We start from the raw sequence: 25,003 nt of genomic DNA, 5'->3' as shown, positions 1-25,003 counted from the left end.
TGCGCGGTATCTCCCTGCCCTCTTTGCCGCTCCGCTGCTTTGCGCGATGGCGCCCGGCGACATGAGCGTTGCAGCCTTCCTCGCGCGCGCGGGATCGATCGAGCGGCTGGGACCGCTGGCGCTCGCGACGCCGCAGGGGCATCAGCTCAAGAACGAAGTGGTCGCCGCGGGCAAGCGCTATAAGGCGCGCATCGACGCCGAACGCCGCGCGGGGCGCAGAACGACAAGCTGTCCGCCCGAAACGGGAAGCCTCGCGCCCGAAGAATGGCTGGCGCACCTGCGCAGCTATCCGGCGCATCTGCGCAGCCGGATCAGCGTCTACGCCGCCTTCGACGCGCTGATGAAGAAACGCTATCCCTGCCCGGCCTGATGCGCCAAGGATGCGAACAGGACCAAAGGAGATGGCGATGATCCGCAACCTCGGGAAAGCGTTGGCGCTGGCGGCGCTTCCAGTCTCCACCAGCCCGGCGACGGCGCAGGGCGGCGGTACGCTCACCAGCAAGATCGAGCTGGAGAAGGCGTTACCCACCGCCCACCGCACCGCCGAACTTTACACCTATGTCGACCCCGACGTCGTCGTCCCCGGCGATCGCGTCCGGGTCACGCTGACCTTCACAAACAACAGCACGGCACCGGCAACCGGCGTGAACATTACCAACCCGATCCCCGAAGGCCTTGCCTTCAACCGGACGGACGACATGCGCGATTTCAGCGTCTCCGTCGATGACGGGAAGAGCTTCGGTCCGCTCGCTTCGCTAACGGTTCCCGTCGAAAACGCAGCCCCGCGAGCCGCGATCTCGTCCGACGTCACCCATGTCCGCTGGCTGTGGTCGCAAGCGGTTGCGCCGCAACAAAGCCGGTCGGTGGCCTTTTTCGCGCTCGTCAAATGAGAGTCTGGCCGCGGCGATGACGATCTATTGCGATGAATCGGGGGCGCTCAACGCGGGGGCGATGACCTTCTCCGCCGTGATGCTGACGCCCGCGGCAGCAAGCGAAATCCACGTCCGCTTCCGCACCGTCACCGGGCTGCGCGGCGAACTCAAGGGCAGCCGGATCAGTCTTGTCGAGCGGGCCTATCTGCTCGAACTATTCGACCGTGTCGGCGGGCGCGCCTGGGTAGCGGTCGCCCGGCGCGACACGCTGGCGCAAAACCCGGGCGGCACCCTGCCGAGCGACCTTGCGCTCTATGCCGCGCTTCTCGACCTCGCGATCGGGCGCTGGCTGCCCGAAACGGGTGGGGTATGCACCGACGTCGTGATCGACGACGGCCGCTACGACCCCAACATCCTGGCAAAGGTCCGCGCCGAGATTCAGGCGGGGCTGGGTCAATGGGGCCGCGCCTCGCTCGCCGACAGTCGGCGGAGCGAAGGCGTCCAGATCGCCGACGTTGTCGCCAACAGCCTGTTTAATATCGCGGTACAATCGCCGCGCGCGCACCGGATTGCGGCGATTCTGGACCCGATGCTGGCTTCGAAGGCGATCCGCATCGCCGACCTTGCCGCCATGCCATGAAAAAGGCCGCAGTTTCCTGCGGCCCCCTTCATCACCAGCCTTGATCGGCGACGATTATTCGAAGTCGCCGCCGCTCCCGGCGGGGCTGCGCGGCGGCGCCGCGGCGGTCAGGCGCAGCGCTTCGGCCGAACGGCTGATCGAGCTGATTTCATCGGGCGTGTCATCGTCGTCGATCACGACCTTCTGCATCGAACCGACGAGCGTTTCCTGCAAATCCTTGGGACGGATCGTCTGCTCGGCGATCTCGCGCAGCGCGACGACGGGGTTCTTGTCGCGGTCACGATCGACGGTCAGCTCCGAACCGCCCGAGATTTCGCGGGCACGGTGCGCGGAGAGCAGGACCAGGTCGAAACGGTTGGGAACTTTGTCGACGCAATCCTCGACGGTAACGCGGGCCATATTGTTTCCTTAAACGGGAGAGGCCAGCCCCTTCACGGGCGTGGCGGCAAGCGCTGCGCGCTAGCAGGCCGGGCGCGCGATGTCAATCAAAGCGCCGCCCTTGCGGCGCGCGCCGATGCCGTCCTATGAGCGGGCATGAGCGATGCCTGTCCCCCAACCGACTTGCCACAGATGCTGGCGGCGGACGTGGCGGGACACCGGATAGAGCTGATCTTCGACGGTGGCGAGCGGCTCACGCATCTGCTTCGAATGATCGACGCGGCGGCGCGCAGTGTCGACCTGATCATGTATATTTTCGAAGGCGACGCCGCGGGGCTCAGCGTCCTGCGCGCGCTGACCGCCGCGGCGCGGCGCGGGGTGCGCGTTCGCGCGCTGATCGACAGCTTCGGGTCGGGCGACACCCCCGACGCGCTGTTCGCCCCGCTGCGCGAGGCCGGGGGCAGCGCGACCTTTTTCTCACGCCGCTGGCGATCGAGCTATCTTGTCCGCAACCATCAGAAACTGATCCTGATCGATGACCGGATCGCGATCACCGGCGGCTTCAACATCGCCGACGATTATCTGAGCGCGCCGCGCAGCGACTGCTGGTTCGACATCGGCGTGGCGGTGGAGGGACCGAGCGTCGCGCAAGCCGTGCGGTGGTTCGCCCAGATTCACGACTATACCGTCCATCACGACGGCAAGCTGCTGGTCCTGCGGCGAATGATCCGCGAATGGCCCGTCGATCGCGGCGCCGTATCGTGGCTGGTCGGTGGGCCAACGCAGCGGCTTTCGCCGTGGGCGCGTGCGGTGCGCGCCGATCTGGACGGCGCGCGCCAACTCGATATGGCGATGGCCTATTTCTCGCCGGGACAGGGCCTGCTGCGCCGCCTCGGTCGCGTTGCGCGGCGCGGGCGGGCGCGCTTTGTCATGGCGGGCCGCTCCGACAATGCGGCCACGATCGGCGCTTCGCGGCTGCTCTATGGCTATCTGCTGCGCAAGGGCGCCGAGATATGGGAATATCGCCCATGCAGGCTGCATATGAAGCTGATCGTCGTCGACGACGTGGTCTATATCGGCTCGGCCAATTTCGACGTGCGCAGCCTGTTCGTGAATGTCGAGGTCATGGTGCGCATTGCCGACGCCGATTTCGCGGCGCAGATGCGGCGCTTCATCGCCGCGCTCGAACCCGATTGCGAGGTGGTCACGGCCGGTTCGCACAAGGCCCGCGGCACTTGGCTTACGCGGCTGCGCTGGACACTCGCCTGGTTCATCGTCGGCGTCGTCGACTACACCGTATCGCGCAAGCTCAACTTCGGCCTCGGCGACCCCGATCCCGAGGTTTAATCCTTCCAGCCCCAGAACAGGAAGCAGGGCGGCACGTTCACCCACTCGAACGCATTGTCGATCCGCGTGAAATGCGCGGCGAGGAAATCGCGCGCACGCGCGCGAAACTGATAGACGAGGAAGGCGCCGCCAGGGCGCAGCACGCGGTGGGTCGCCGCTGCGATCGCCGGACCGACACCGGCAGGAAGCGTCGAGAAGGGCAGACCCGACAGCACATAATCGGCATGCTCGAACCCATGCGCACGAACGATCGCTTCAACGTCCGCGGCCGAGCCATGGACGGCGATGAAGCGGCTGTCGCGAATGTCCTTGCGCAGATAATCGATGAAATCTTCGTTCGTGTCGATCGCGATCAAGGTCGCATCGCCCGGCATCCGTTCGAGCACCGGACGGCAAAAAGTGCCGACGCCGGGGCCATATTCGACGAAGAGCTTTGTATTCTTCCAGTCGACGGGTTTGAGCATGTGACGGATCAGCGTCGGCGACGAGGGCACGATCGACCCCACCATCACCGGATGCTTGATGAACCCGCGAATGAACATGCCCCACGGCCCGAAAAAGCGCTTCACCCCCTCGCGCAGTCGGCGGAGCAGTGGGGCTTTGGTTTGCTGGGCCTGCGCCCGGGGATTGGTCATAATGGCTTTCGCATTGTTGCCGTTGACCAAATGCGTGGCAAAATCATGGACGTCGCGCAAGGAAAGAGTCTGTCTTGACTCTGGACAGCGGGCCTTCCGCGTGTAGGGAGAAGTCGCACTGGCGACCGGAACAATGGGGGACGGACATGGCGACCACATCGCATTCCATCCCGCCGGATCGCATGGCCGTCCTTTTCGCCGTCATGCTGGTCGCCGCGGCAGGCAACACGGCGATGCAGTCGATCCTGCCCGCGATCGGCGCCAAATTGCATATCCCCGACGTGTGGGTCAGCCTGGCGTTCAGCTGGTCGGCGCTGCTCTGGGTGCTTACCGCGCCGCATTGGGCACGCCAGTCGGACAAGCGCGGGCGCAAGGCGCTGATGGCGCTGGGCGTGATCGGCTTTCTCTCCTCGATGGCGCTCTGCGGCCTTGTCCTCTGGTCGGGCCTTCAGGGCTGGCTCGCCGCGGGCATGACGTTCATCCTGTTTGCGCTGTTCCGCAGTCTCTACGGCGGGTTGGGATCGGCGGCACCGCCCGCGGTGCAGGCCTATGTCGCGGCGCGCACCGATCCCGATCAGCGAACCCAGGCGCTCTCGCTCGTCTCCTCCTCTTTCGGCCTCGGCACCGTAATCGGCCCGGCGATCGCGCCCTTTTTCATTCTGCCCATCGTCGGTCTGGCGGGACCGTTGCTCGTCTTTGCCTTTATCGGTCTGACCGTGCTTGTCGCGCTGCGCTGGCGCCTTCCGAACGATGTCCCGCGCTTTGCCGCGCGTGGTTCGATCATGTCGTACCCGACCACGGGCGCCGCCTCGCAAACCGCGGCAGATGAGGAAGACGATCCGGCGGCGGACCGCAGCGCCCCCACGCCAAAGCCGCTGCGCTGGACCGACACGCGCGTCCGCCCGTGGCTTTTTGCCGGGTTCCTTGGGGGACAGGCGCAGGCGATGATGCTCGGCGTGATCGGCTTCCTGATTCTCGACCGGCTCGATCTGCGGCTGCACCCCGACGAAGGCGCGGCGATGACGGGAATCGTGCTGATGGCCGGCGCTTTTGCGACTTTACTCTCGCAATGGGGGCTGATCCCGCTCCTGAAGATGTCACCGCGCACGGCGGTGATCGGCGGTGCAGCGCTCGGCGGCGCGGGGACGCTGCTCACCGGACTGTCCTATGATTTTCACGGAATCATCATCGGCTTCGCCCTCGCCTCGCTCGGCTTCGGCCTGTTCCGTCCCGGCTTCACCGCCGGCGCCTCGCTCGCCGTGCCGCGCCGCGACCAGGGCGGTGTCGCGGGGATGACGGCATCGATCAACGGGTCGGCCTATATCGTCTCCCCGGCCATCGGCGTGCTCGTGTATAATTGGCATCCGATCGTGGCCTATGCCCTGATGGCGGGCTTCTGCGGCTGGCTCGTGCTCTGGGGTTGGTCGGCGCTGCGGATGGACCCGCCTGTTACATAGCGAAAAACGCCAGCACATAATTTGTCATCCCGGCAAAGGCCGGGATGACATTGATACTCAATCTCCGGGCTCCTCATGCTTCCGTTGGCGGACGGGTTTCAGCATCCCCGGCGCGAAAAAGCCGATGGGGTCGACACTCATCGCCTTCTGCTTGATCTCGCCCTGGATCTTTTCATAGTCGCGCTCCATCGCCTCGGTAACCGACGCGCGCGTATCGCTCAGCGCGGCTTCGAAATCGGCCATCGTGACCGTCTCGCTCGTCATCGATCGCTTCAGCGCCGCGAGCCCCGCGCGGCGCACCAGATCCTCCAGATCGGCCCCCGTAAAGCGGTCGGCGCGCGCCGCCAGCGCATCGAGGTCGACATCCTGTGCCAACGGCATCTTGGATGTGTGGATTTCCAGTATGCGCTTCCGCCCCCCGGAATCGGGCACCGACACATAGATGAGCTCGTCGAGCCGGCCGGGGCGCAGCAGCGCAGGGTCGATCAGGTTCGGGCGATTGGTCGCGCCGATCACAACGACCGACTGCATTTCCTCGATCCCGTCCATCTCGGCCAGGATCGTGTTCACGACGCGCTCGGTCACTTGCGGCTCGCCCGACGTGCCGCTGCCGCGGGCGGGAACGAGGCTGTCCAGTTCGTCGATGAAAATGATCGTCGGCGCGACCGCGCGCGCGCGTGCAAACAGGCGCGCGATCTGCTGTTCGCTCTCGCCATACCATTTGGAGAGCAGGTCCGACGATTTGATCGCGATGAAGTTGGCGTCCGATTCGCGCGCCGCCGCTTTCGCGAGCAAGGTCTTGCCCGTTCCCGGCGGTCCATAGAGCAGGAAACCCTTCGCCGGCCGGATGCCCAGCCGCCGGAACGCATCGGGATGCTTCAGCGGCAGTTCGATCCCCTCGACCATCTTGTCGCGCGCGGCGTCGAGGCCGCCGATGTCGCTCCAGCGCGTCTTGGGCGCCTGCACCATCACCTCGCGCATTGCCGAGGGCTGGACGCGTTTCAGCGCATTGTTGAAGTCGGCGCGGAGCACGCTGAGTTCATCGAGCACTTCGGGCGGGATCGTGCCTTCCTCGAGGTTCAGCTTCGGCATGATCCGCCGCACCGCCTCGATCGCCGCCTCGCGCGTCAGCGCAGCCATATCGGCGCCGACAAAGCCAAAGGTCGTGCGCGCCAGCTCGTCGAGGTCGACGTCCTCGCCCAGCGGCATCCCGCGCGTATGAATGCCCAGGATTTCGCGCCGCCCCTTTTCGTCGGGAACGCCGATCACGATTTCGCGATCGAAACGGCCCGGCCGCCGCAACGCTTCGTCGATCGCATCGGGGCGATTGGTCGCGGCGATCACGACGAGATTGGTGCGCGGCTCCAGCCCGTCCATCAGCGTCAGAAGCTGGGCGACAAGGCGCTTTTCGGCCTCGCCCTGTACCTGCCCGCGTTTCGGGGCGATCGAATCGATCTCGTCGATGAACAGGATCGATGGAGCGGCCTTGGCCGCTTGCTCGAATATGTCGCGCAGCCGCTTTTCGGACTCGCCATAGGCCGATCCCATGATTTCCGGCCCGTTGATCAGGAAGAATTGCGCCTCGCTCTCGTTCGCGACGGCGCGCGCGAGGCGCGTCTTGCCCGTTCCCGGCGGGCCGTGCAGCAGCACCCCGCGCGGCGGATCGACGCCGAGGCGGCGGAAAAGCTCGGGATAGCGCAGCGGAAGTTCGACCATTTCGCGCAACTGATCGATCGTCTCGCCCAGACCGCCAAGGTCGTCATAGGTGACATCGGTGCGCCGCGCATCCTGTGGTTCCTGATATTCGGACAGCAGCTCGACCTCGGTATTCTCGTCGATGGTCACGACCCCCTTGGGGCTCGCCGACACGACGAGCAGCCGCACCTCGGCCAGCGCATAGGCCGGGGCGTTGAGCATCTGGCGCAGCTGGGGTGGCATGTCGCCCGCCGACAGGCGCTGCTGCCCTGCGGTCGCCACCGTATCGCCGGCAACCAGCGGACGTCCGAAGAAGCTGCGCTTCAGGGCATTTGCGGAGCCCTGGAGCCGCAGATTCTCTTGCGCAGGGGCAAACACCACGCGCGTGGCCGCGCGGGTTTCGACGCGGCTCAGCACGACCATGTCGCCTGCCCCCGCGCCCGCATTGGCGCGCTGCAGGCCGTCGAGGCGGATGACGTTAAGCCCTTCGTCTTCGGCATAGGGCGCAACGATACGTGATGCGGTGTCGCGTTTGCCGCTGATCTGGACGATATCGCCTTCGTTAAGGCCCAGCTCCATCATCGCCGCGCGCGGGATGCGCGCGATCCCGCCCCCGCTTTCTTCGGCGCGGGCGTTCGCGACCTGCAGTTTGACCTGTTTTTCTTTCGTCGCCGCTTCGGCCAAGGCGTGTCTCCCGCAAAATGGTCAGAATGCCGAAGATAGGATAGCGGTTCCCGATTTGCGACCCCCGGCGCGGGACGATTTCATAGTGCAGCGCACAAAATTCTGGCGCTGACGCCCCACCCATGTCATCACCACTGGTCGATATGCCCCGTCTTCCTCCCCTCAGCAGTATGGAGGCCTTTCTCGAGGTCGCCCGTCGCGGCACGGTCAAGGCCGCGGCGATCGAGCTGGGTCTGTCGATGCCCGCTTTGTCGCGGCGCATCCAGACGCTCGAACATGCCGTTGGACGCCCGCTCTTTAACCGCCATCATCACGGACTCAGTCTGACCGAAGCCGGGCGTACGCTGCAGGCGCAACTGTCGCCGATCCTCGAAGAATTGCGCGCCGTCATCGCGCAGGCAGGCAGCCCCGATGCCTCGCTTCGCCTCCACCTCAACGTCCTGCCGCTCTTTGCGCAGCAGCGCCTTTTTCCGCGCCTGCCCGAACTGCGGCGGCAGCATCCCGAACTGCATATCGACATCGACACCATGTCGCATGCCGAAGCGCGGCTGGGCGACGGCATCGACGCGGCGATCGCGCTGGCCCGCTCGATCGACCCCGCGCTTTATGCGGCGCGGCTCGATCAGGACAAGGTATTCCCGATCGCGGCGCGAACGCTCGCCGATGGCGACCGCCCGATCACGGTGCCCGAACAATTGCAGCGCATGACGGTGCTTTTGCATCGCGAAATGCCCGAAACCTTTACCGAATGGAAAAAGGCGATCGGCATGACCTATCTCGAACCCGCGGGGATCGACTATTTCGATTCGGGCCCGCTCATGCTCGAAGCCGCAGCGCAGGGCATCGGGATCGCCTTCATGCACGGCCATCATTTCGACGACGCGCACGATCCGCGCCTCGTCCGCCTGTTCGATTTCGATGTCGACAGCCCGTATAGCTACTGGTTCGTATGCCGCCCGCGCGCGCTGCGCCAACCCGCGGTCAAGCTGTTCCACGACTGGCTGCTCGCCGCCAGGATCTGACGCGCCGCCGACCGCGATACGGGAGAAAATGGTGCTGCTGGACAGGATTGAACTGTCGACCTCGTCATTACCAATGACGCGCTCTACCACTGAGCTACAGCAGCAACCGGGCCACCTGCGAACAGAAGCGCACGGGGCAGGCGCGGCCTATGGCGGGGCGCCCCTCGCCTGTCAAGGTGCCAGGCTTGACGATCGGATGATTTCGCAGGCATGGGCGCGTCCGTGAGCAAGACGCCCTCCCCCGCCGATCTGGAACGCGAGCGCCGCCTCGCCGAAGCGCTGCGCGAAAACCTGCGCAAGCGCAAGGCGCAGGCGCGCGCGGCGCGGAACGAGGCGCCGCCTAAAGACTGACCGTTACGGTCACGGCATCGCCCTCGGCGAGCCCCTCGGCCTTACGCACGGCGGCTTTGACCGGCAACAGCCAGCCGCCGCTTTCCCGGTGCGGAAAGATCGAGGTGGTCCAGACCGTATTGCCGATCGCGGCGCGCACCTTCGCCGACCCGAAACCGCCGCGCCCATTCAGCCATTGCCCGCCGATCGCCGCGAGGCGGATCCCGTCGGCCGCCTCGCCCGCGATGGTCACGAAATGCCATGCCCCCGGCGAGGTCGCCGATTGCCAGCGCCACAGTGGCGCCCTGACAGTGAAGGACTCCACCCGCCCGCCTATTGGGCCGTCACCCGGCGCACGGGCACCGGAATGTTGCAGATGTCGGCGCCGCCCGCTGGCGTTATGAAAAAGGGATCGCGGCGATTGGCGCGCGCATCGGCATATTTCGCAAAGCTGTCGCTCTCTGTCGACAGATATTCAAACTGCGGCCGGTCGGCTTGCGGCAATTCGGCGGCAAGGCGAATCGACGCGATCGGCACGCGCTCCGCCGCCTCCTCATAAAAGCCCAGCGCGCCGGTCCCGCGCGGCAGGCTCGACAGATGCTCGATCCCCTCGACGATGCGGCCGACGAGCGCAATATTGCGGTCAAGGTGCCGCGGCGCATGGCCGATGACGGTATAGAGTTCGGCGCCGCTGCCGGTATCGGGCGACAGATTGCGGCCGACGCCGACCATGGCATAGCAATGAATGGCCCAGCCTGACCGACCGTCGTTGCTGCCAAAAGGCCAGCCGAGAAAGAAACTATGCTTTTTAGCATAGGCATCCGGATGATTGGCCCAAACCCAGCCCGGCGAGTATCCGCTCCAAAACATCGGTGGCGTTTTTCCGTCGGAAGGAACGCTACCGCCTGTGCCTTTTGTCACGGTAACATATTCGCCCTCGGACACCTTCGCCAATCCATCGGGCAGCGGCTTCTTCTCGGTCGCATCGCCCCATTGGACGACATAATTGTCCTGCACCCGGTTGATGCTCGTGCCATCCCACCAATGCGCCGCGGCGAGCTTGCGGATATTGCCGACCCATCCCTGGCTGAACGGCGCGGGCATCAGCTGAATGATGACGCGGCGCGGCTTGCCCGCGCTATCGGGTGCCAGGTCCATCACCAGCAGGTCCGACGGCGCGATCGCGATCCAGTCCGCTGTGGGCGCCGCGGCGACGATTTCGCCTGGCGACGGCGGCGCGGGGGACGCTTCCTCAGCAGCAGCGGGAGCGATGAGAGCGAGGGCCGCGGCGGCGGCGAGCAGGCGATGGTTCATGCAGCCTGTCTGCCACGCCCAACCGGCTTGCGAAAGCCCCGCCAACCGACTAGGGCGCCCTCTCCAGAGCGAATTGGTAAAGCACCCGATTCACGCTCCGTGCTTCGCACGAAACGACCGGGTGCATGCGGAGCGGTGGCCGAGTGGTCGAAGGCGCTCGCCTGGAAAGTGAGTATACGTCAAAAGCGTATCGAGGGTTCGAATCCCTCCCGCTCCGCCACCGACAGTCAATATATTGATATTACAGGATAATTCCTGGGGTTTTCGCCCGACAGTGCGGACCTTTCGGGCTATTTTCGTCACCGAGAGAGCGAGGCTTCCTCAGCGATTCCCACGCTGTGTGGCGCCCTTTCTCAGCGGCGCCTTTGCGTGGTACGGGATTGGTGATGCCCAGGAGGGAGCGCGCCAGCGGATCGCCGAACTCAGCGGCGGACCGAAAAACCGAGCTTTTGCTGCTGTTCGCGCCAGACGATCGGGATCGCATCGGTCTGGGTCAAGCGCTTGGTGTCGATGTCGGCGGGCGCCTTCCCCTCGACGATCCGTGTGACGATCGCCGGATCGAGGAAGGCGAGCCGGATAACCCGGGTCATGTAGGATGAAGTGACGCCTTCCGAACGGGCAAGATCGGTGATGCTGAGATCCGGCTCTTCAAGGAGCCGTCCCCACCAGCGATGGGCCTTGGCGATGGCACCGATCAGCCGGGCGTCCGGCTTGCGGCTGGTTGCTACCTCGCCCGTATCAAGAACCATCCGCATAGCCAGCCCCGATCGCTTCAGAGTCGCTGGCGTGGTGATGAGGAGCGCGGACGATTCCGTATCGATCGTCATCTCGAGATGACGGCCGAGGCCGACAGGATTCAGTTTGATACGCACTTCGGAAGGCATGATGTCGATGCGATCGACGATGTCGCCGACCAGCGTCTGGACCAGACCGCCCCGACCATCGCGCAACAGTGCTGCCAGTTCCCGTGCCTTCCCGATCAGCGCTGGAATGTCCTGTTCGTCCGGCGATGATGAAGATGGACCCAACAGCCCGACCGGATCGCTGATAGTGCGGCATAGCTGATCGATTACCAGCATTTCGATTTCACGAGCGGGCAAGCGTATGCCGCGGGTCTTCCTGGCATCGCCCTTGTGCTGGAGCGACCGGCTGACGTAGTAGCGATAGCGAACCTTGCCCTTGTTGGCATGGACCGCGATCAGCGGCTCACCACGATCATCGAACAGCTTGCCAGCGAGGATGCTGGGATGCCGGACGCGCGGGCTGGACCGAGTGCCTCTGCCATTTTCCTTCAACTGCTTCTGGGCCGCATCCCATATCTCCTGTTCGATGATGGCGGGATGCAGGCCGGGATAGGTGATCTTCCCGTGACGGATGCGGCCGATATAGATCGGGTTGCCGAGGATGGCATAGAGTTCGCCCCGGCTGAACGGGCCGCCGCCGTAGGAGCGGCCGGCCCTGGTCGTCCGCGTCGGCTTGACGACGCCATCGACCTCCAGCCGATCCTGCAACAGCCGGACATTGCCGAGATCGAGATAGGTCCGGAAGATCGAACGGATGATCCCGGCATGGTCGTCGATGATGGCAAGGCTGCGCCCGTCCGGACGATAACCCAGCGGCGGCGTGCCGCCCATCCACATGCCTCGCTGCTTCGAGGCGGCGAGCTTGTCGCGGATGCGCTCGGCGGTCACCTCGCGCTCGAACTGGGCGAAGGACAACAGCATGTTGAGGGTCAGGCGCCCCATGCTGGTGGTCGTGTTGAACGACTGGGTAACGGAGACGAAGCTGGTCCCGGCCTTGTCGAATGCCTCGACCAGCTTCGCGAAGTCGAGCAGCGAGCGCGTCAGCCGGTCAACCTTGTAGACCACCACGATGTCGATCCGGCCGGCATCAATATCACCGAGCAGCCGCTGGAGCGCCACCCGCTCCAGCGTGCCGCCCGAGATGCCGCCGTCATCGTAACGCGCATTGATGAGCGTCCAGCCCTCACTGGCCTGACTGGCGACATAGGCCGAGCAGGCCGCGAACTGCGCGTCGAGTGAGTTGAAGTCCTGCTCCAGACCCTCCTCGCTCGACTTGCGCGTGTAGATGGCGCAGCGCACCGGCTTCATGACGCGGCGCCTCGTTTGGCTTGGAAGCCGAAGAAGGCGGGGCCGGACCAGTTGGTACCGGTGATGGCGCGGGCGACCTGGCTGAGGCTGCGCCATTCCCGATCGTTCCAGCGGATGGCGCCATCCTCGCCCATGGTGACGATGTGCGTGGTTCCCTGCCAGACCCGCGCCAGCCGCATGCCCGGAAGGATGGAGGGCCGCGGCCGGCCGGCGGCGACGGTCTCGCGCAAGCGCCGCCGGGTTGCGTTCGACAACCCGCCCAACGCCTTCTCCTGGCAGGCATGGGCCAGCGCCATCCGGAGCAGGCCGGCGCTGACCTTGGGCGGCGAACTGCGAAGCTGTCTCCGCCATGCGTCGCGCAACTGCTCGAGATCCATCGCCTCAAGCTCCTCCAGCCGCGCGTCGAGAACCCCCGGCTTTGTCATCAACCGACGATCCGCCACGTGCGGACCCCGCCCACCTTCTCGCTGGCGATGGCGTGCCCCTTCTTCCGCAGGCCGCTGAGCGTGGCGCGCACTGTGTGCGGCAGCCAGCCGGTGGCACCGGTCAGGTTGTCGAGCGTTGCTCCGCCCTCCCGGGATAGCAGATCCATGAGCAGCGCCACCTTGGTTCCCGCGCGCGCAGAGGGGGTCGCAGAGCCGGCGAGCGGTTCGGTATTGCCATCCTTGATGTCGGCTGCACTGTCGGCCGACTCTGGCATTGCTACCTCATCTGCCCCGATCGCTGCCCGGCCCGCGTCGGTGATGACGGTGTGATCGTTCGACTTCATTGCCAACTTCCGGCGAACCAATGAGACGATCGCCGTCTTCACGCGATCCGGATCGGTGGTGACGCTTTCCGGCGCGGGCAGCAGATTACCATCTTCCCGGTTGCTGGCGGTCGAGAGCAGAATGAGCTGCAGGTCGTTGAGCTTTATGGTCATGGTGGGTGTCTCCTGTTCGCGAGGCGGCACCGCGCCGCTCCCACCACCCACGGCCCCGCCGGTCGACCGGTCGGGGCGGCAGCCATATCACCGGCCGCAATTCATGATGACAGCAATGCTTCGTTACACTGCGAAGTCGAATGGAATGTGTGAGTGCCGCGGAAAGATGCGTCTCGACTTCTTCGATTGGTCAGCGCTTCGTCGGCGCATGTCCGAAGACGCCGAAGCCCGCCACGAACTCATCCGTCGATTGTTCTATCTCGCCACCATCGCCGCCGAGGACGCGACGGCATTGGCGACCGAAGGACAGTCGAGAAGCTTGTCGCCGGACCACGCGAAAGCCGCTGCGGCAACTCTTCGCGAGCTGGGCATGAGGATTGAGATTCTCTCATCGGCAATCTCGGAATTGATTGAGGATGTGGGACATGGAGCTGGGACGGCCTGATCACCGCAGATGTCTGCTTGATTGGACGAAGGAGACTGACCTGACCTAAGTGCGTAGCCGCGTAAGCGGAGTTGCTTTCGCTCGCTCGGCTAGATCACAGGTCATGTCTTCGGTTCCTGCCAGAAGTCACAGCTGAAATTGTTGAGATAGTGGTCACGCCCCGAGGTCGTAACCACGAAGCGTTCTGGGATCGTTGCGGCGTCTCCACCCCTCTGGAGAAATGTGCGCACAGCGTTTATCGCGAGCATACGGAAATGCTCCCAATGGCGATAGAGCTTGTCCTGGCGTTCCTGCTCCACCTTGGCAGCGCTCGGCTTCCGTTTGGGCTGATGTCGGGGCAGCGTATAGTCGGGACGTGTATCGACATCGTGGACGAAGGTGATCGTCCCGAAATTCCACTGGTCTTTCGCGCGCGTGCACCAGTCGAAATGGACCTGTATCTCCAGATGTTCACTGAACCGGTAGGGTGTGCTGATCATGTCGCTGACGCGGAAAAGCTGCCGCTCCTTATCCTCATCGTCCGCCCGCTCCAGCATGGCGCGAACTGCAGAGCCGAGGTCGCGGCCGACCATCCAGGCTCGACCGCGCAAATCCTCGCGCCTCTTGGCGGACTTGGACTTCGCATAGTCGGCAAGTGCCCGATCAAACGCACGGAGCTGATTGGCAACATAGGCGCCACAATTGGCGAGTTGGAGCGCGTGGAGCCCGGTAATGCGCTGCTGCCAGAGCGCTTCATCGATGAGTCGCTCGAGTTCGAGCAAATCGACCGCACGCAGCGCCGCTTTCTCATGGTCTGAAAGATAGAGTGCGCTCATCGGCGGGCCACTTTCTAAAGGTTGAATAAAGGACTTGGCTTCTCTTTCGACACGATCAGCATCAGCGACCGGGTCGCCCGACTGAGCGCGACATATAGCCGGGCGCGAGACGCCTTGGTGTTCGAAAAGTTGTCGGCGTCGCAGGGCAAGACCATAACATTCTCGAATTCGAGGCCTTTGGCCTTGTGGATCGTGCTGATCGCCTTCATCGGCAGCTGCGGTCGGGCGTGGGTGCGTCGCCGAGCGATCTCGGCAAAGCCGTCATCGGCATTCTCGAACTGGCCGAGCTGGATTGCCTCTGCAAATTCGCGACCATGATGGACGCGGACCTCGGCAAAGGCCGCTTCATTCGCTGCAAGGCCGCGCAGATAGTCAAGCGCGCGCGCCACGCCGCGATGATCGGGACACTCGACGATATGGCGGGCCATCGCCTGGAGATGCTGCGGCTTGCCGTTGCAAGGTTTGACGCATCCCTGCTGCGCCTCGAGCACGAAGCGGTTGCCGAAGGCGCTCGGCGAAAACCCCGACGCGACCGAGCCTATGAACGTGAGCGTGCCGCGCGCCAGCGCCTCGGCATTGCCCTGATGGGCCATACAATGCGCGGCGAGCGTGGAAAGACCCTCGCGGACATGGCCTTCCCAAATCGGGAGCCGTCGATTGAAGAAGGCACGCAAGGCGGTGACGCGATCATTCTGTCCGGTGAGCACGAGCAAAGATGGCGCATTGGCGCGCGCGTAGATCGCCTGGCTTTCCTGCGCAGCCACCCGGAACCCGGTGCGCTGAGGCGAGCTGTTCTCGGCGAAATGGACGGTGAGCCCGGCCGGAAGATTGCCTGTGAGGTCGATCTTTCCGCCATCACGCAGCGTCGCGCGTGCAGTCAGAATCCAGGCGCCGAGTTCGGGCTGGATGTTAGCCCAGCGGTGCGGCTGGTCGAGCTCCTCGAACCGATCAGCAGCGGTCTTCAGCTCCGCCCAGCGCTGTTCGGCGGCGGCGGTTTGCGCCTGGGTGCCGGTGAAGATCATTTGCATCGGATCGGCGAACACACGAAGCTGTGCGCCGCTGCGATGTAGCGCCATGACAATCGCATGCTGGTCGGCGCTCGCGTCCTGATGCTCGTCGCAGACGACGATCGGATAGCGCCGGGCCACACAGTCCGCGATCCCAGGATGTCGGGTCAGCAGGCGCGCGACCATCTCGCCGAGCAGGTCGTATCCTTTGGGTCTTCGGCGTGCCCAGGCGCCGATATCCTCAGGCAGGGCAAGCGGGTGGCGGTAGGCGCCAGCGATCTCGATGATGAGCCCGTCGATCGTGCGGATCTCGACGCGGCGGCTGAGACCGCGCGTCCGGCCGGCGAAGACGTCGCAGGCGGCATTGGTGTGTGTCAGAATGAGCAGCCGTCCGTCGCCGAGAGCGGTCGCGATATCGCAGGCGTAGCTTGCGCCTTGATACGTCTTGCCACAGCCGCCCGGCGCCTCGACGACGACGAGGCGAGCGGCGGAGCGGAGCGCTTCGGCGACCGTCTCGTCCGACATCAGACGACCACTTGCACAGCCTCAAGCCCGACAGCTCTTCGGACGGCATTAACGAACGGGAGGAGCTGGGGCGCGACATGCGGCCAGAGCCCAAGCCCGAAGAGCTTGTCGGCGAGTTCGGCTCCGCCCGCGGCGCTCTTGAACCAGCGCTGGCCGTGCTTCTTCCACGCCTTTTTCTGCGCCTCGGGCGCATTCGGATCGGCGGGGGCGGTACCGCACGCTGCCGCGATCATCAGCGCACGGATATCGTCGCTCGCCGCGATGATCGCGGCGAGCGACTTGTCTTCCAGGTTCAGGCGATCGGCCAAGGTTCGCAGCCGCTCACCGGAATCGCCGTCCGGTTCGGCAATGAAGGCCTCCAGCTGATGATCCTGCAGGTGCGGGATGATGTTGGTTTCCAGGCATCCGTCCGCCCAGCGCATGAGAAGATCACCGAGTTGGTCCTTGGTCTGTTGCCACAGGCCCTGCTGCGTGCCCTCATTGTCCGCGAAGCCGGCAACTTTGAGTCCACTCGTCGCGAGCCCGCGCAAAACGGTTAACGCTTCCGAATTGCTGCCGCCGTCGCTGACCCAGATGCCGTGACGGCGGAGGTCCTCACCGAGCGAGCGGGTGAGCAGGTTGGTGACAAATCCGACTTCGGTCGCGCCTTCGGCGATCACTGCCACGCGCGCCAGGAATGTCTCGGGATCGCGCTTCTGCTGCGCCGCGACCGATGCAGGAAGCCTGCCGATCTTGCCGCCGGCATCGACATACCAGAGCGTGGCCGTGGCGGCGGCGTGGACGGCGGCCGCGCTGTGCGTCGTCACAAACACCTGCGAGGGGCTCGCAAGCAGCTCCTCGACCAGAATGCGCTGGCGGTAGGATTCAAGGCCACGTTCGATCTCATCGACGATCATGATCGGATGCTCGGCATGATGGGCTGCCGCGACCTCGAGCGCCGCAAGTCGCCGTGTTCCCGCCCCCCAGCTTGCCATGGGCAGCATGGTGCCATCCTTGGTTGCGGTGAGACCGATCAGCGCATTAAGCGAAAAACCCGGACCACCGACCAAGCCAAGGCTAAGTTGGCTGGGCAAGGTGCGTTTATGGAACCGCTCATCGAGATCACCGAGCGCGGTCTTCGCACTCTCCTTAAGCTGGCCGTGTACGTCTGTTTCCCCGATCTTATCGGCCAGACGCGATCGCAGGGTCTTGTCGCCGAGCAGGCGGTCGAGCGCCGACCCTTGGATCAGGCGGAGGTCGCGATCGTTGCGATCGTCGCCCCCGAGTCGCACGACACCGATATTGCGGCGAACCGAAACCGGGAAATGATCGACGCTGTCGTCGGGCTGGCAGATTTCGTGCTGCAGTTCAAAATCGGGCGTCCCGCAGACGCGCACGCAGAAGACGGGATCGAGCGGCTGTCCGTCATTGGCCTCAAGATCGGGAAGCTTCGGGCCGTCCGCGCTCCATTCCCAGGGCCAACTCGCCTTGCGTTGCTCAACGATGCCACAGTTCAGGGGCAGCGCCATGGCGGCGGCGATCTCGAAGCCGTCCTCGTGCCGGCGTTGCCAATAATCGGCATCGGACAGGGTTGCCGCGTTTGTCGGGCTGAGAAGCATCGCGATGGCATCGAGGATCGTGCTCTTGCCCACGTCGCCGCCGCCCAGGAGCACGTTCATGCCTTTGTCGGGGAACCACGACAGTGCTTCGATCCCTCTGAACCGATTGATCGAAAGGTGGCGAATATAAGGCGCGACGTGGGCCGGTTGGTGAGGATCCTCTGGCATTGGCTCAGGTTACGGTTCGCGACCGGAGCGGTCCAGCACAGAGACGGGTAATCGGCACTTTATCCGAGGGCATTGCCCGCGCCGGGCGGACTTCAGTCATTCCATTCAATCCGGCGCGGCTGGATGGGCGGCCAGTCGACCGAGGCGAATAGCTCAAGCGCTTGCCGGCCAAAGGCTGGCTCGACCTGCTGGCTCCAGCCGATCAGGCCACGGACATGATGATAAAGACTAGAGACGCCGGTCTTACGCGCCAGAGCGTGCTTGGCTGGCCCGTATGCGGGTGAGGAAAGGTAATGGAGATGGAGACGGATCATGTCCTTATAGGCGCGCTGTAGGCGAGGCGTCGGGCCGTCGACCAGCATACCGAGAACGATCCGGCGCGTGCCGGGGCCACGGATGACGGTCTTGCGCTTATTGTGTCGGAATCCGGCGTCGTTGAGGATCCTGCACACGTCACGCTGAAGCCGGCGCATTTCCGCTAGCGAGCGATCGGTGTCCGCGGAAAAGGCCAGATCGTCGGCATAGCGCGAGTAGCGCAGCCCGCGTTCCTCGGCCAGCCGCGCTAGGAGTGTATCGGTACGCAGCATCGCGAGATTGGCGAGCATCGGGCTTGTTGGCGCGCCTTGCGGAAGAATGCCTTCATAATCAGACGCGTAAAAGTCGATCGGGCCTTGGTGTGGCGCAGGGTTCTTTCCCGGCCCTCGATCGAGCCCAATGGTGCAAAGCCGAGCGAACTCGAAGGCCAGCAACTTGGGAAAGCCCAGCCTCGCAAAAATCGCCGAGACCGTCCTTTCGCTCACTGAGTGGAAGAAATCCTCGATATCTACCTTCAACAACCATTTCGTATTGGTGTGCTGTTCAGCGGCTTGGACTGGCGAGGATTCCGGATGGAAGGCGAAGCTGGCCGGATGGACGGGCGCATAGCGAAGGACATGATCGACCAGCCAGCGCTGCGCAACCGCCAGACTTTGCGGCGGAATCGAGATCATCCGCTTGGCGGATCGCCCTGGGATGCGCTTCTTCAGGAGGACGAAGCGGTATTTCGCATGCCCGCGACGCGCGACCGTCCGGCGCAGGAATAGATAGGGTAGCTCGGTCAGCACCGAGAAATGGCGCAGAGTCAGGACCGGGGTGATGCGAGCATCGGTCGCTCGGAGACGGGCGAGCGCCGCTAGTGCATTCTCAAGCGTGACTGCATCGATGCCGTGGCGGCGAGCGCCCGATGCGTAGCGTTGAGGGCTCGGTGCGGACATCTACTTCGACCCACTCAGGTGGGTGGGACAGCAAGTCTCGTCCAAGACCCCGCCAGCCGTGACTTGCTGTCTCGCGCAGCGCGAAGGTCCTGCTCCGATGCACGGACCCGGGAAATCCCTGGCCCCAAGTTCCCAAGGAACCCGTCGCCGCTTGCGCGGCGCATTTCTAAACTCCCTCACCGGGCCCTCAACTGGCTAGGATAATAGTAGGGCAAGTCCTCGGTGGGAAGCACTACCGTGCGGGCGCGCCGTAACTGAAGCCGCCGAAGCTCGCGCTGGCCAAGAACGGTCAGGGTATTGCGCGGGCTCGTCCAGTGGGCGATGCGCGTGAACACAAGGATCTGCTCGACATCGGCGAGCGACAGTCGCGTCCGAGCAGAAGCGCTGGCCGCCGTGCGCGATCCATCCTTGAGCGCGGTCAGAACCAGCATCGTTTCGACCCAGCGACGACGGGTCGGATCGGCGAGGAATCGCTCTGCCGTCCGGATATGCAAAGCCGCCCGAGCGCGGTCCGCAAGGGCGTCGGCATTGGCCGCCGGAAAATGCATGTCGGCGCCGAGCGCGCTGCGGTTGCTAAAGAGCGGCACCCATCCTTTTCGATCGCTGTGTAGGATCGGCGGCGCGTTGTTGGGCATGCCATGCGAGAAGGCTATGAGCGCGCCGGCCCAGCCGAAGCCGAACGGATAGCCGCTTTTGCGCGGATGGGCGCGGCACAATGCCTCGACCGCATCGCGGTCCGCGCCGACAAATGCGGTGAAGATGGTGGGGCAGGCATGGACTACACGGACGCTTGGTGCCGAGCGGTGCGACCGGACGTGCTTCAGCCCATCTTCGGTCCCGGAATAGGCGACCACGGCAAAACGGACGCGGCCATAGGAATGCCAGCTGCGGATCGTCGCGACACGCCAGAACGCCTCGAGCATTTCCCAGACGCGCTTCCCCGAGCCAATAAAATCAGTGACGATGACGATGTGACTGACGCGGCCGGTGCGTAGCGCGTCGGGGCCCGGATGGCTCAGGACACTGTCCCGATGCAGGCGCTCGTATCCGGTAATGAAATTGGCAATGGCCCCTTCGCTGCCGACTTCCTGATCGTTTGGGTCGACAACGATCGGCGGTATGCCGGCGCCAGTAGCGCGCCCCTCGTCGGTACCTGGAAAGAAGGGAAGGACCTCGCGGCGGACGAAGCCATACTGAGGGTCCTTGGTATCGCGGGTCTCGACGGCGCGTTCAGCGAACAGCGCAATCGGCCGATCCTGATCGCCTTCCTCTCGGCTCATGCAGGTCTCGTCGAGCAGCAAGCGCAGCCCCCGATAAAGTGCATCGTGGCTGACCAGCATCACGGCGTCGGCCAGCTGCGCAGCCACCGGACGCTCCGCTCCGGAAAACTGCGCGAGCCAGTCTTGCGCGAATTCGGATTGCGAGAAGTTTATGTCCAGACCCCACCTCATCCTTCTTGTTGTTTCTAAGCAACTTGGATGGCGGTCCGGTTTAAGGCAAGCACAACTGAGTCCGAGGTGAAGGGTTTGTTGGCAACTTCTACTTTTCGTGTCTGAGTTTGACGGGGCCTAACGCAGCCCACTCAGAGTCTGTCGGGCTGCGCGCTCCCTGCGAGGCGCGCGAAATAGTCGCGAAATTCAAGGGACAGCACCGAGCCAATCGATGCCTCGGCAGCGAGAGCGATAGAGGCCGCACGGGCTAGGCTCGGGGCGCGCGCGAGTGCCTGCTCGATCGGTGGAATGGTGAGCGCCGGGGTCAGAAGCGAGAAGCGCTGCGTGGAGATCATCTGGTGCCATTCGGTTGCGATCCAGCGATCGATCGGGAGCGTCGCTTCGCGCTGGAACGAAGCCAGCCGGCTGGCTTTCTCAACTAGGCGCACCGTCGCTACGAACAAGTCCCGTGCCCCGAACCGCCCGCCTTGCGCGATCCTTCCGAGGATCTGCGCGTAGCAGAGCCGCGGCTCGAGGTCAGGCGCTTGCGGTTCGCAAACGGCAGTGAGGAAGGCAATACCCGGATAATCGGGCGTCAGCTGTTCGCGCCAAGCTTGCAGCAGTACGGCGAGCGGCGGATGACTGCCGCCGAGGATGCGCACCACGCAGTGGACGAAAAGCACATCCTCGGCCGCATCGCGCGCGACCTCGGATGTCAGTTGTTCTGGCGACGCCTCTGGGATCGGCTCGCGCAGCGGATCGGTAAGGCCTCCCGCCTGGATTTCAGCGAAACGTTCGGGCAGATAGACGCGCAAATCGACCCAGCGCCGAAGCGCCGCGCACAAGCCGGCATCGTCTTGGCGCTCGATGGCGGCGCTCACATGTGCATCGCGCAGCCGCATCTCCATCGTGACCAGCGGCTTGCCGTCAATCCGGGCCTGCAACGCTTGGCCGATTCCGGCATCAACGTGGAAGCGCGCCGCAGCTTCGGCCAGGAGATACCAAAGCGATTCAAGCGGTGCCTGCGGCAGGTCCCTGATTCCCTCGTTCGGCTCGGGATTGCTGCAGCACCCCGGCGGGAGCAGATCGATACCCTCGATCATATTGTCGAAGTCGTGGCTGGCGTCGTTGTCGATCGACAGGAGCAGGTGCCCGAACACCTTGTAACAATGCGTGGCGCGCAGCGACGTTAGCGGCAGCAACCCTTCGATCTCGCCGAGCGTCGCTGCCAGCTCCTTAAACACTTGCTCGCGGCCGCCGTCGCGATAGGCAGCGTAGGCTGCATCGGCTCGCAGCCCGATCGCCGTGGGACGCATAAGGCCGCTCGGCACCTGCACAGCCGCCTCGCGAGCCTTGGAGAACCAGCTGGCCGCTTCCACGAAGCGCTCGAGGTGCATTGCGCAGATACCCGCCTCCCGGCAGAGATAGGCGCTCTCGATATGGTCGGACTTGGCGAAATCCGGATCCAGGGCTTCAATCCGGACGAGCGCGCCGGCATAATCATCCCTGCGATAGAGCACCTTGGCAACCGCGCGACCGAAATGGTCGGGATGGCCGAGTCTGGCCTCCCCCTCGGCCAGCGTTTTAAGGGCGGCCTCGCTGTCATGGCCATATTCGTCCTGCATGATGGCGACCGCGATCTTGGCCCGCGCGGCCAGCGTTCCATAGCCCCAGCTCTCGGCAAGCGCGGAGATGCGATGGAAACCGCTCGTCGCCACTTCGGCATCGATCGTCCCAGCATGGTGCTCCGCCAGCCAGGCATTGTTGACGAGCAATGCGAATTCGCTCGGAACCTGGGAATATTCGGCGAGAAGGCGGCCGCGCATTTCACCATCAAGGGCATCGAGCCGCTCGAACAGCGCCACCAGCGCCGCGACGCCGGGGAGCTTGCCCGCCTGCATCATGAACAGCATGCCGATCACGGTCGGCGCGGATCTGAGTTTGCCCGAAGTCTCAAGCTCGCGGATGAGGTCACCTACCTTGGCATCCTCGCGACCCAATGTGTCGAGACGAAGGATCAGATCGAGCCACTCGGGAACAGCACGGCAAGCCCTATCGGACAAGAGCAGTTTGCTGAGGACCATCGTCTCGAATCGAGCGGCACTACCGTTGAGGACGGCTGCATCCTTCTCGCGCCAGAGCGCCTTCCAGACCTTAGATATCTCGTCGTCGGTGCCGGTGTGGAGGCATACGATTAGCTGGGCGAGACGCAGCAGGCCGGAGACATGCATGTTCTCCGGGAAGATCGGACGGCTAGTCTGGGTCAGCCGCAGCGATGTCATGTAGCGGGCAACTCGACGCTGCATGTCCGAGCCGGCCCCGACGATTCCGAGCGCGATCTTGGTGAGCGCGGTCTCTGCTCGGCCGGCAAGGCCATGGACGTAAGCGGCGCCGGCCTTATCGGGGTCGATCAGATCGGACGCCATGATCGCCTCCGAGAACGCATTATGGACCGCCCGGACCGCTCCCTCGCCGAGCATGTCCTCGCCGGCCCTGTAGAGTAGCGGCGACACGCGAAACTCGCCTTGACCAACCGCATCGATCCAAGGCCCCACCAAAGGATCGAGCGCTTCGCCGGGGTTCATGATCGCGGGGTCGAGCGCCCCGAGCGCCAGCGCAGCGCGACGGTCGAACCTGCCGATCGCCAGACTCAAGCGATAGAGCAGTGCTCGCGAAGCCTCCGGCACTGAACCGATCAACCGCGCGCGCGTGGCAGCGCGCTCGTCAGCGACGTCGGCAAGCCCGCCGCCGGCAGGTGCGAGCGCGGCCAGTTCCGCAGGATTCCATCCGCGCGCCGACAAGCCGACAATACTGGCCTGAACGAGCTGGGGATGGCCACCGTCGGACCGCCGGTAGACAGGCGCCGCCCAGGTTGCGGGGTCGCCATCGGCCGCACTCACCATTGCCTCGACTTCCTCGACCGTCAGGTTAGGGACTTCGACCAGCGCCGCAGACGTGACGCCAAGCTCGCCGAGCACACGAACGCCGGGACGCGAGTAAAGTGTGGCGCAAGCCAGCAGGTCGCGGCGTCGAAGCGCGTGGAGCAGTTGTGCGAAAGCACGCGCGACGCCCAGATCGTCGAGCTGGTTGATGTCGTCGACCAGCACGCCGCCCAGTCCAGGCTCCCCCAGCTCGCCCAACGTCTCGCGTAACCGCGCAGCTGCGGCACCCGCATCCATGTCGCGCAGATCGAGGATCGCCCAGGAGCGCGGCGTAGCCCGTGCAGCGAGTCGGGCGGCGATCGTCTTGCCCATACCCGAGCCGCCGAGCACCAGAGCAAGTCCGTGTTCACCAATCGTAGCGGCAAGCGCTTGGGTGAAAGCATCGCGCGTCGTGAGGATTGCCGGCATGCCGAGCTGATCTTCGGGCACCAGCCGACGGACTGCGGCAAAGGGCCCCGCCTCCTGCGCCATTAGCCGGTCGGCATCGGCACGGTTGACGGATACCCGCGTATGCTCATCGACCAAAACCTTGAGATCGGCGCGCGTCAGGCGCCGATGCCCCTGCGTCGTGCAAGTTACCAGCAGCTGCTCGATAACGGGGCCAGAGAGGCGCATCGCCTCGGCAGAGGGCAGCCGGCAATGATCCCATCCGAACTGGAGCAGCAACTGATCGAGTTCTTCGCGCATACTTGGCAGTCCGGGCGCACCGCAATCCCAATGAATCCGGCGCAAGACCTCGTCCCGGAATCGGTTATCGTCGCATTCCGCGAAAAAGGCATGAGTCTGAGGTGCGAGCCCGACGCGGTTGAGTGCCGCGCGTAGCGGCCCAACGTCCGCGCCGGCCGCCGCCACGCGCCAGTAGGCGAGCGATGCTTGACCGCCTACTCGTAGAGCATGGGCTTGCTCGACGCCGACCTCGGCGGTCGAGAGATAGCGGCAAGTAACCGTTCGCCCGGGGTTCGAGAGTGTGAGTTGGACGAAGCTGTCGAGAAATTGCGCGATCGCCTGAGAGCCGAGCGTGACCGTCCGCGACGAGGCCTTTACTTGCGTGGTGTTGAGGGCGGCATCCGTTGCGACCGCATAGTCTTCGGCAACCTCGAGATGGAGCTGCTCGTTTCCGCGCAACTCCAGCCACGCGATCGCGCTCGCATAGAGCTGATATGCATAACCTTTCAGCGCATGGATCGCCTGGCGCGCGCTATCGCCCTCAATGTCGTTAACATGGTCTGGTGGCGAAAGGGGCATAAGCGGAACGTAGCCGGGCGGCCCGCAATCACTCAAGGCATATTAAGAATGGACAGCAACCAGACGACGCTGAAGGATAATGGAAATTATACTTGCTCGTAGACGCCTGCATTCGCTGTACGATCCAGAGCGGATATCCATACCATTTAACGGCAGTTATCGTCACAA

The 25,003-nt window shown here is 64.4% G+C and carries 22 protein-coding genes and 2 tRNA genes; 9 read left to right on the top strand and 15 right to left on the bottom strand.

From position 1 onward, the window contains the following. Positions 1–61: 61 nt before the first annotated feature. From RIA72_RS07160 to RIA72_RS07150, 3 genes are read left to right on the top strand one after another with little or no spacing between them, the layout of a single operon-like run. Positions 62–370: a hypothetical protein gene (locus RIA72_RS07160; protein WP_350031619.1), complete on the top strand. Its 309-nt coding sequence runs from the start codon at positions 62–64 to the stop codon at positions 368–370. A 37-nt stretch (positions 371–407) separates the two neighbouring features. Then, the gene (locus RIA72_RS07155; RefSeq protein WP_350031618.1) at positions 408–890 is read left to right on the top strand and encodes a hypothetical protein; all 483 of its coding nucleotides are present in this window, start codon (positions 408–410) and stop codon (positions 888–890) included. Between the two features lie 16 nt (positions 891–906). After that, positions 907–1,512: a DUF3800 domain-containing protein gene (locus tag RIA72_RS07150; protein ID WP_350031617.1), complete on the top strand. Its 606-nt coding sequence runs from the start codon at positions 907–909 to the stop codon at positions 1,510–1,512. Positions 1,513–1,566: 54 nt separating this feature from the next. Here the strand turns inward: RIA72_RS07150 and rpoZ are convergent, their stop codons facing one another. Then, a complete protein-coding gene (gene rpoZ, locus RIA72_RS07145) occupies positions 1,567–1,911 on the bottom strand; it encodes a DNA-directed RNA polymerase subunit omega (RefSeq protein WP_350031616.1) in 345 nt (114 codons plus the stop codon). 135 nt (positions 1,912–2,046) lie between these two features. Here rpoZ and RIA72_RS07140 point away from each other — a divergent pair, with 135 nt between their 5' ends. Continuing rightward, positions 2,047–3,237 carry a phospholipase D-like domain-containing protein gene (locus RIA72_RS07140; RefSeq protein WP_350031615.1) on the top strand — a complete coding sequence of 397 codons (1,191 nt, stop codon included), beginning with the start codon at positions 2,047–2,049 and terminating at the stop codon, positions 3,235–3,237. On the opposite strand, the gene RIA72_RS07135 is transcribed toward RIA72_RS07140, so the two are convergent. Then, positions 3,234–3,872, bottom strand: coding sequence for a class I SAM-dependent methyltransferase (locus RIA72_RS07135; RefSeq protein WP_350031614.1), 639 nt, complete (start codon positions 3,870–3,872; stop codon positions 3,234–3,236). The two genes, RIA72_RS07140 and RIA72_RS07135, sit on opposite strands and share 4 nt — an antisense overlap. Positions 3,873–4,018: 146 nt before the next feature. Between RIA72_RS07135 and RIA72_RS07130 the strand changes: the two genes are divergently transcribed. Further along, positions 4,019–5,329: an MFS transporter gene (locus RIA72_RS07130; protein WP_350031613.1), complete on the top strand. Its 1,311-nt coding sequence runs from the start codon at positions 4,019–4,021 to the stop codon at positions 5,327–5,329. A 57-nt stretch (positions 5,330–5,386) separates the two neighbouring features. Here RIA72_RS07130 and RIA72_RS07125 read toward each other — a convergent pair whose 3' ends face one another. Continuing rightward, a complete protein-coding gene (locus RIA72_RS07125; protein ID WP_350031612.1) occupies positions 5,387–7,708 on the bottom strand; it encodes a CDC48 family AAA ATPase in 2,322 nt (773 codons plus the stop codon). A 143-nt stretch (positions 7,709–7,851) separates the two neighbouring features. Between RIA72_RS07125 and RIA72_RS07120 the strand changes: the two genes are divergently transcribed. Then, positions 7,852–8,730, top strand: a complete 879-nt coding sequence (locus RIA72_RS07120; protein ID WP_350031611.1) for a LysR substrate-binding domain-containing protein — start codon at positions 7,852–7,854, stop codon at positions 8,728–8,730. Positions 8,731–8,759: 29 nt separating this feature from the next. Here the strand turns inward: RIA72_RS07120 and RIA72_RS07115 are convergent. Then, positions 8,760–8,834: transfer RNA gene (locus RIA72_RS07115), tRNA-Thr, on the bottom strand. A gap of 118 nt (positions 8,835–8,952) precedes the next feature. Here RIA72_RS07115 and RIA72_RS07110 point away from each other — a divergent pair. Further along, entirely contained in the window at positions 8,953–9,081 is a 129-nt protein-coding gene (locus RIA72_RS07110; RefSeq protein WP_350031610.1) for a hypothetical protein, read from the top strand. Here RIA72_RS07110 and RIA72_RS07105 read toward each other — a convergent pair. Then, on the bottom strand, positions 9,071–9,385 hold the full coding sequence (locus tag RIA72_RS07105) for a DUF1905 domain-containing protein (protein ID WP_350031609.1): 315 nt from the start codon (positions 9,383–9,385) through the stop codon (positions 9,071–9,073). The genes RIA72_RS07110 and RIA72_RS07105 overlap by 11 nt on opposite strands. An 8-nt stretch (positions 9,386–9,393) precedes the next feature. After that, complete coding sequence (locus RIA72_RS07100; RefSeq protein WP_350031608.1) at positions 9,394–10,374, bottom strand: peptidylprolyl isomerase; 981 nt, start codon at positions 10,372–10,374, stop codon at positions 9,394–9,396. Between the two features lie 129 nt (positions 10,375–10,503). On the opposite strand from RIA72_RS07100, the gene RIA72_RS07095 reads away from it, so the two are divergent. Further along, positions 10,504–10,594, top strand: a tRNA-Ser gene (locus tag RIA72_RS07095). 202 nt (positions 10,595–10,796) lie between these two features. Here the strand turns inward: RIA72_RS07095 and RIA72_RS07090 are convergent. From RIA72_RS07090 to RIA72_RS07080, 3 genes are read right to left on the bottom strand one after another with little or no spacing between them, the layout of a single operon-like run. Then, positions 10,797–12,485, bottom strand: a complete 1,689-nt coding sequence (locus RIA72_RS07090) for a recombinase family protein (RefSeq protein WP_350031607.1) — start codon at positions 12,483–12,485, stop codon at positions 10,797–10,799. Beyond that, positions 12,482–12,910 (bottom strand): DUF2924 domain-containing protein, encoded by a 429-nt coding sequence (locus RIA72_RS07085; protein WP_350031606.1) that lies wholly within the window; start codon positions 12,908–12,910, stop codon positions 12,482–12,484. The genes RIA72_RS07090 and RIA72_RS07085 overlap by 4 nt, the downstream gene beginning before the upstream one ends. After that, entirely contained in the window at positions 12,910–13,407 is a 498-nt protein-coding gene (locus tag RIA72_RS07080) for a DUF3489 domain-containing protein (RefSeq protein WP_350031605.1), read from the bottom strand. The genes RIA72_RS07085 and RIA72_RS07080 overlap by 1 nt, the downstream gene beginning before the upstream one ends. Positions 13,408–13,573: 166 nt before the next feature. Here RIA72_RS07080 and RIA72_RS07075 point away from each other — a divergent pair, with 166 nt between their 5' ends. Further along, positions 13,574–13,852, top strand: coding sequence for a hypothetical protein (locus RIA72_RS07075; protein WP_350031604.1), 279 nt, complete (start codon positions 13,574–13,576; stop codon positions 13,850–13,852). Between the two features lie 101 nt (positions 13,853–13,953). Here RIA72_RS07075 and RIA72_RS07070 read toward each other — a convergent pair whose 3' ends face one another. From RIA72_RS07070 to RIA72_RS07045, 6 genes are all read right to left on the bottom strand, one after another. Then, positions 13,954–14,667: a hypothetical protein gene (locus RIA72_RS07070; protein WP_350031603.1), complete on the bottom strand. Its 714-nt coding sequence runs from the start codon at positions 14,665–14,667 to the stop codon at positions 13,954–13,956. A 14-nt stretch (positions 14,668–14,681) separates the two neighbouring features. Continuing rightward, positions 14,682–16,199 (bottom strand): ATP-binding domain-containing protein, encoded by a 1,518-nt coding sequence (locus RIA72_RS07065; protein WP_350031602.1) that lies wholly within the window; start codon positions 16,197–16,199, stop codon positions 14,682–14,684. After that, a complete protein-coding gene (locus tag RIA72_RS07060) occupies positions 16,199–17,965 on the bottom strand; it encodes an ATP-dependent nuclease (protein ID WP_350031601.1) in 1,767 nt (588 codons plus the stop codon). The genes RIA72_RS07065 and RIA72_RS07060 overlap by 1 nt, the downstream gene beginning before the upstream one ends. Before the next feature lie 92 nt (positions 17,966–18,057). Beyond that, on the bottom strand, positions 18,058–19,218 hold the full coding sequence (locus RIA72_RS07055) for a reverse transcriptase family protein (protein WP_350031600.1): 1,161 nt from the start codon (positions 19,216–19,218) through the stop codon (positions 18,058–18,060). Positions 19,219–19,394: 176 nt separating this feature from the next. Then, positions 19,395–20,669 (bottom strand): phosphoribosyltransferase-like protein, encoded by a 1,275-nt coding sequence (locus RIA72_RS07050; RefSeq protein ID WP_350031599.1) that lies wholly within the window; start codon positions 20,667–20,669, stop codon positions 19,395–19,397. Between the two features lie 131 nt (positions 20,670–20,800). Beyond that, positions 20,801–24,835 carry a TniB family NTP-binding protein gene (locus tag RIA72_RS07045; RefSeq protein ID WP_350031598.1) on the bottom strand — a complete coding sequence of 1,345 codons (4,035 nt, stop codon included), beginning with the start codon at positions 24,833–24,835 and terminating at the stop codon, positions 20,801–20,803. Positions 24,836–25,003: the final 168 nt, after the last annotated feature.

Source organism: Sphingopyxis sp., from assembly GCF_040216815.1.
GTDB lineage: Bacteria > Pseudomonadota > Alphaproteobacteria > Sphingomonadales > Sphingomonadaceae > Sphingopyxis.
Note: the sequence above shows the minus strand (reverse complement) of the source record. Positions and strands in the feature narration are given on the sequence as shown.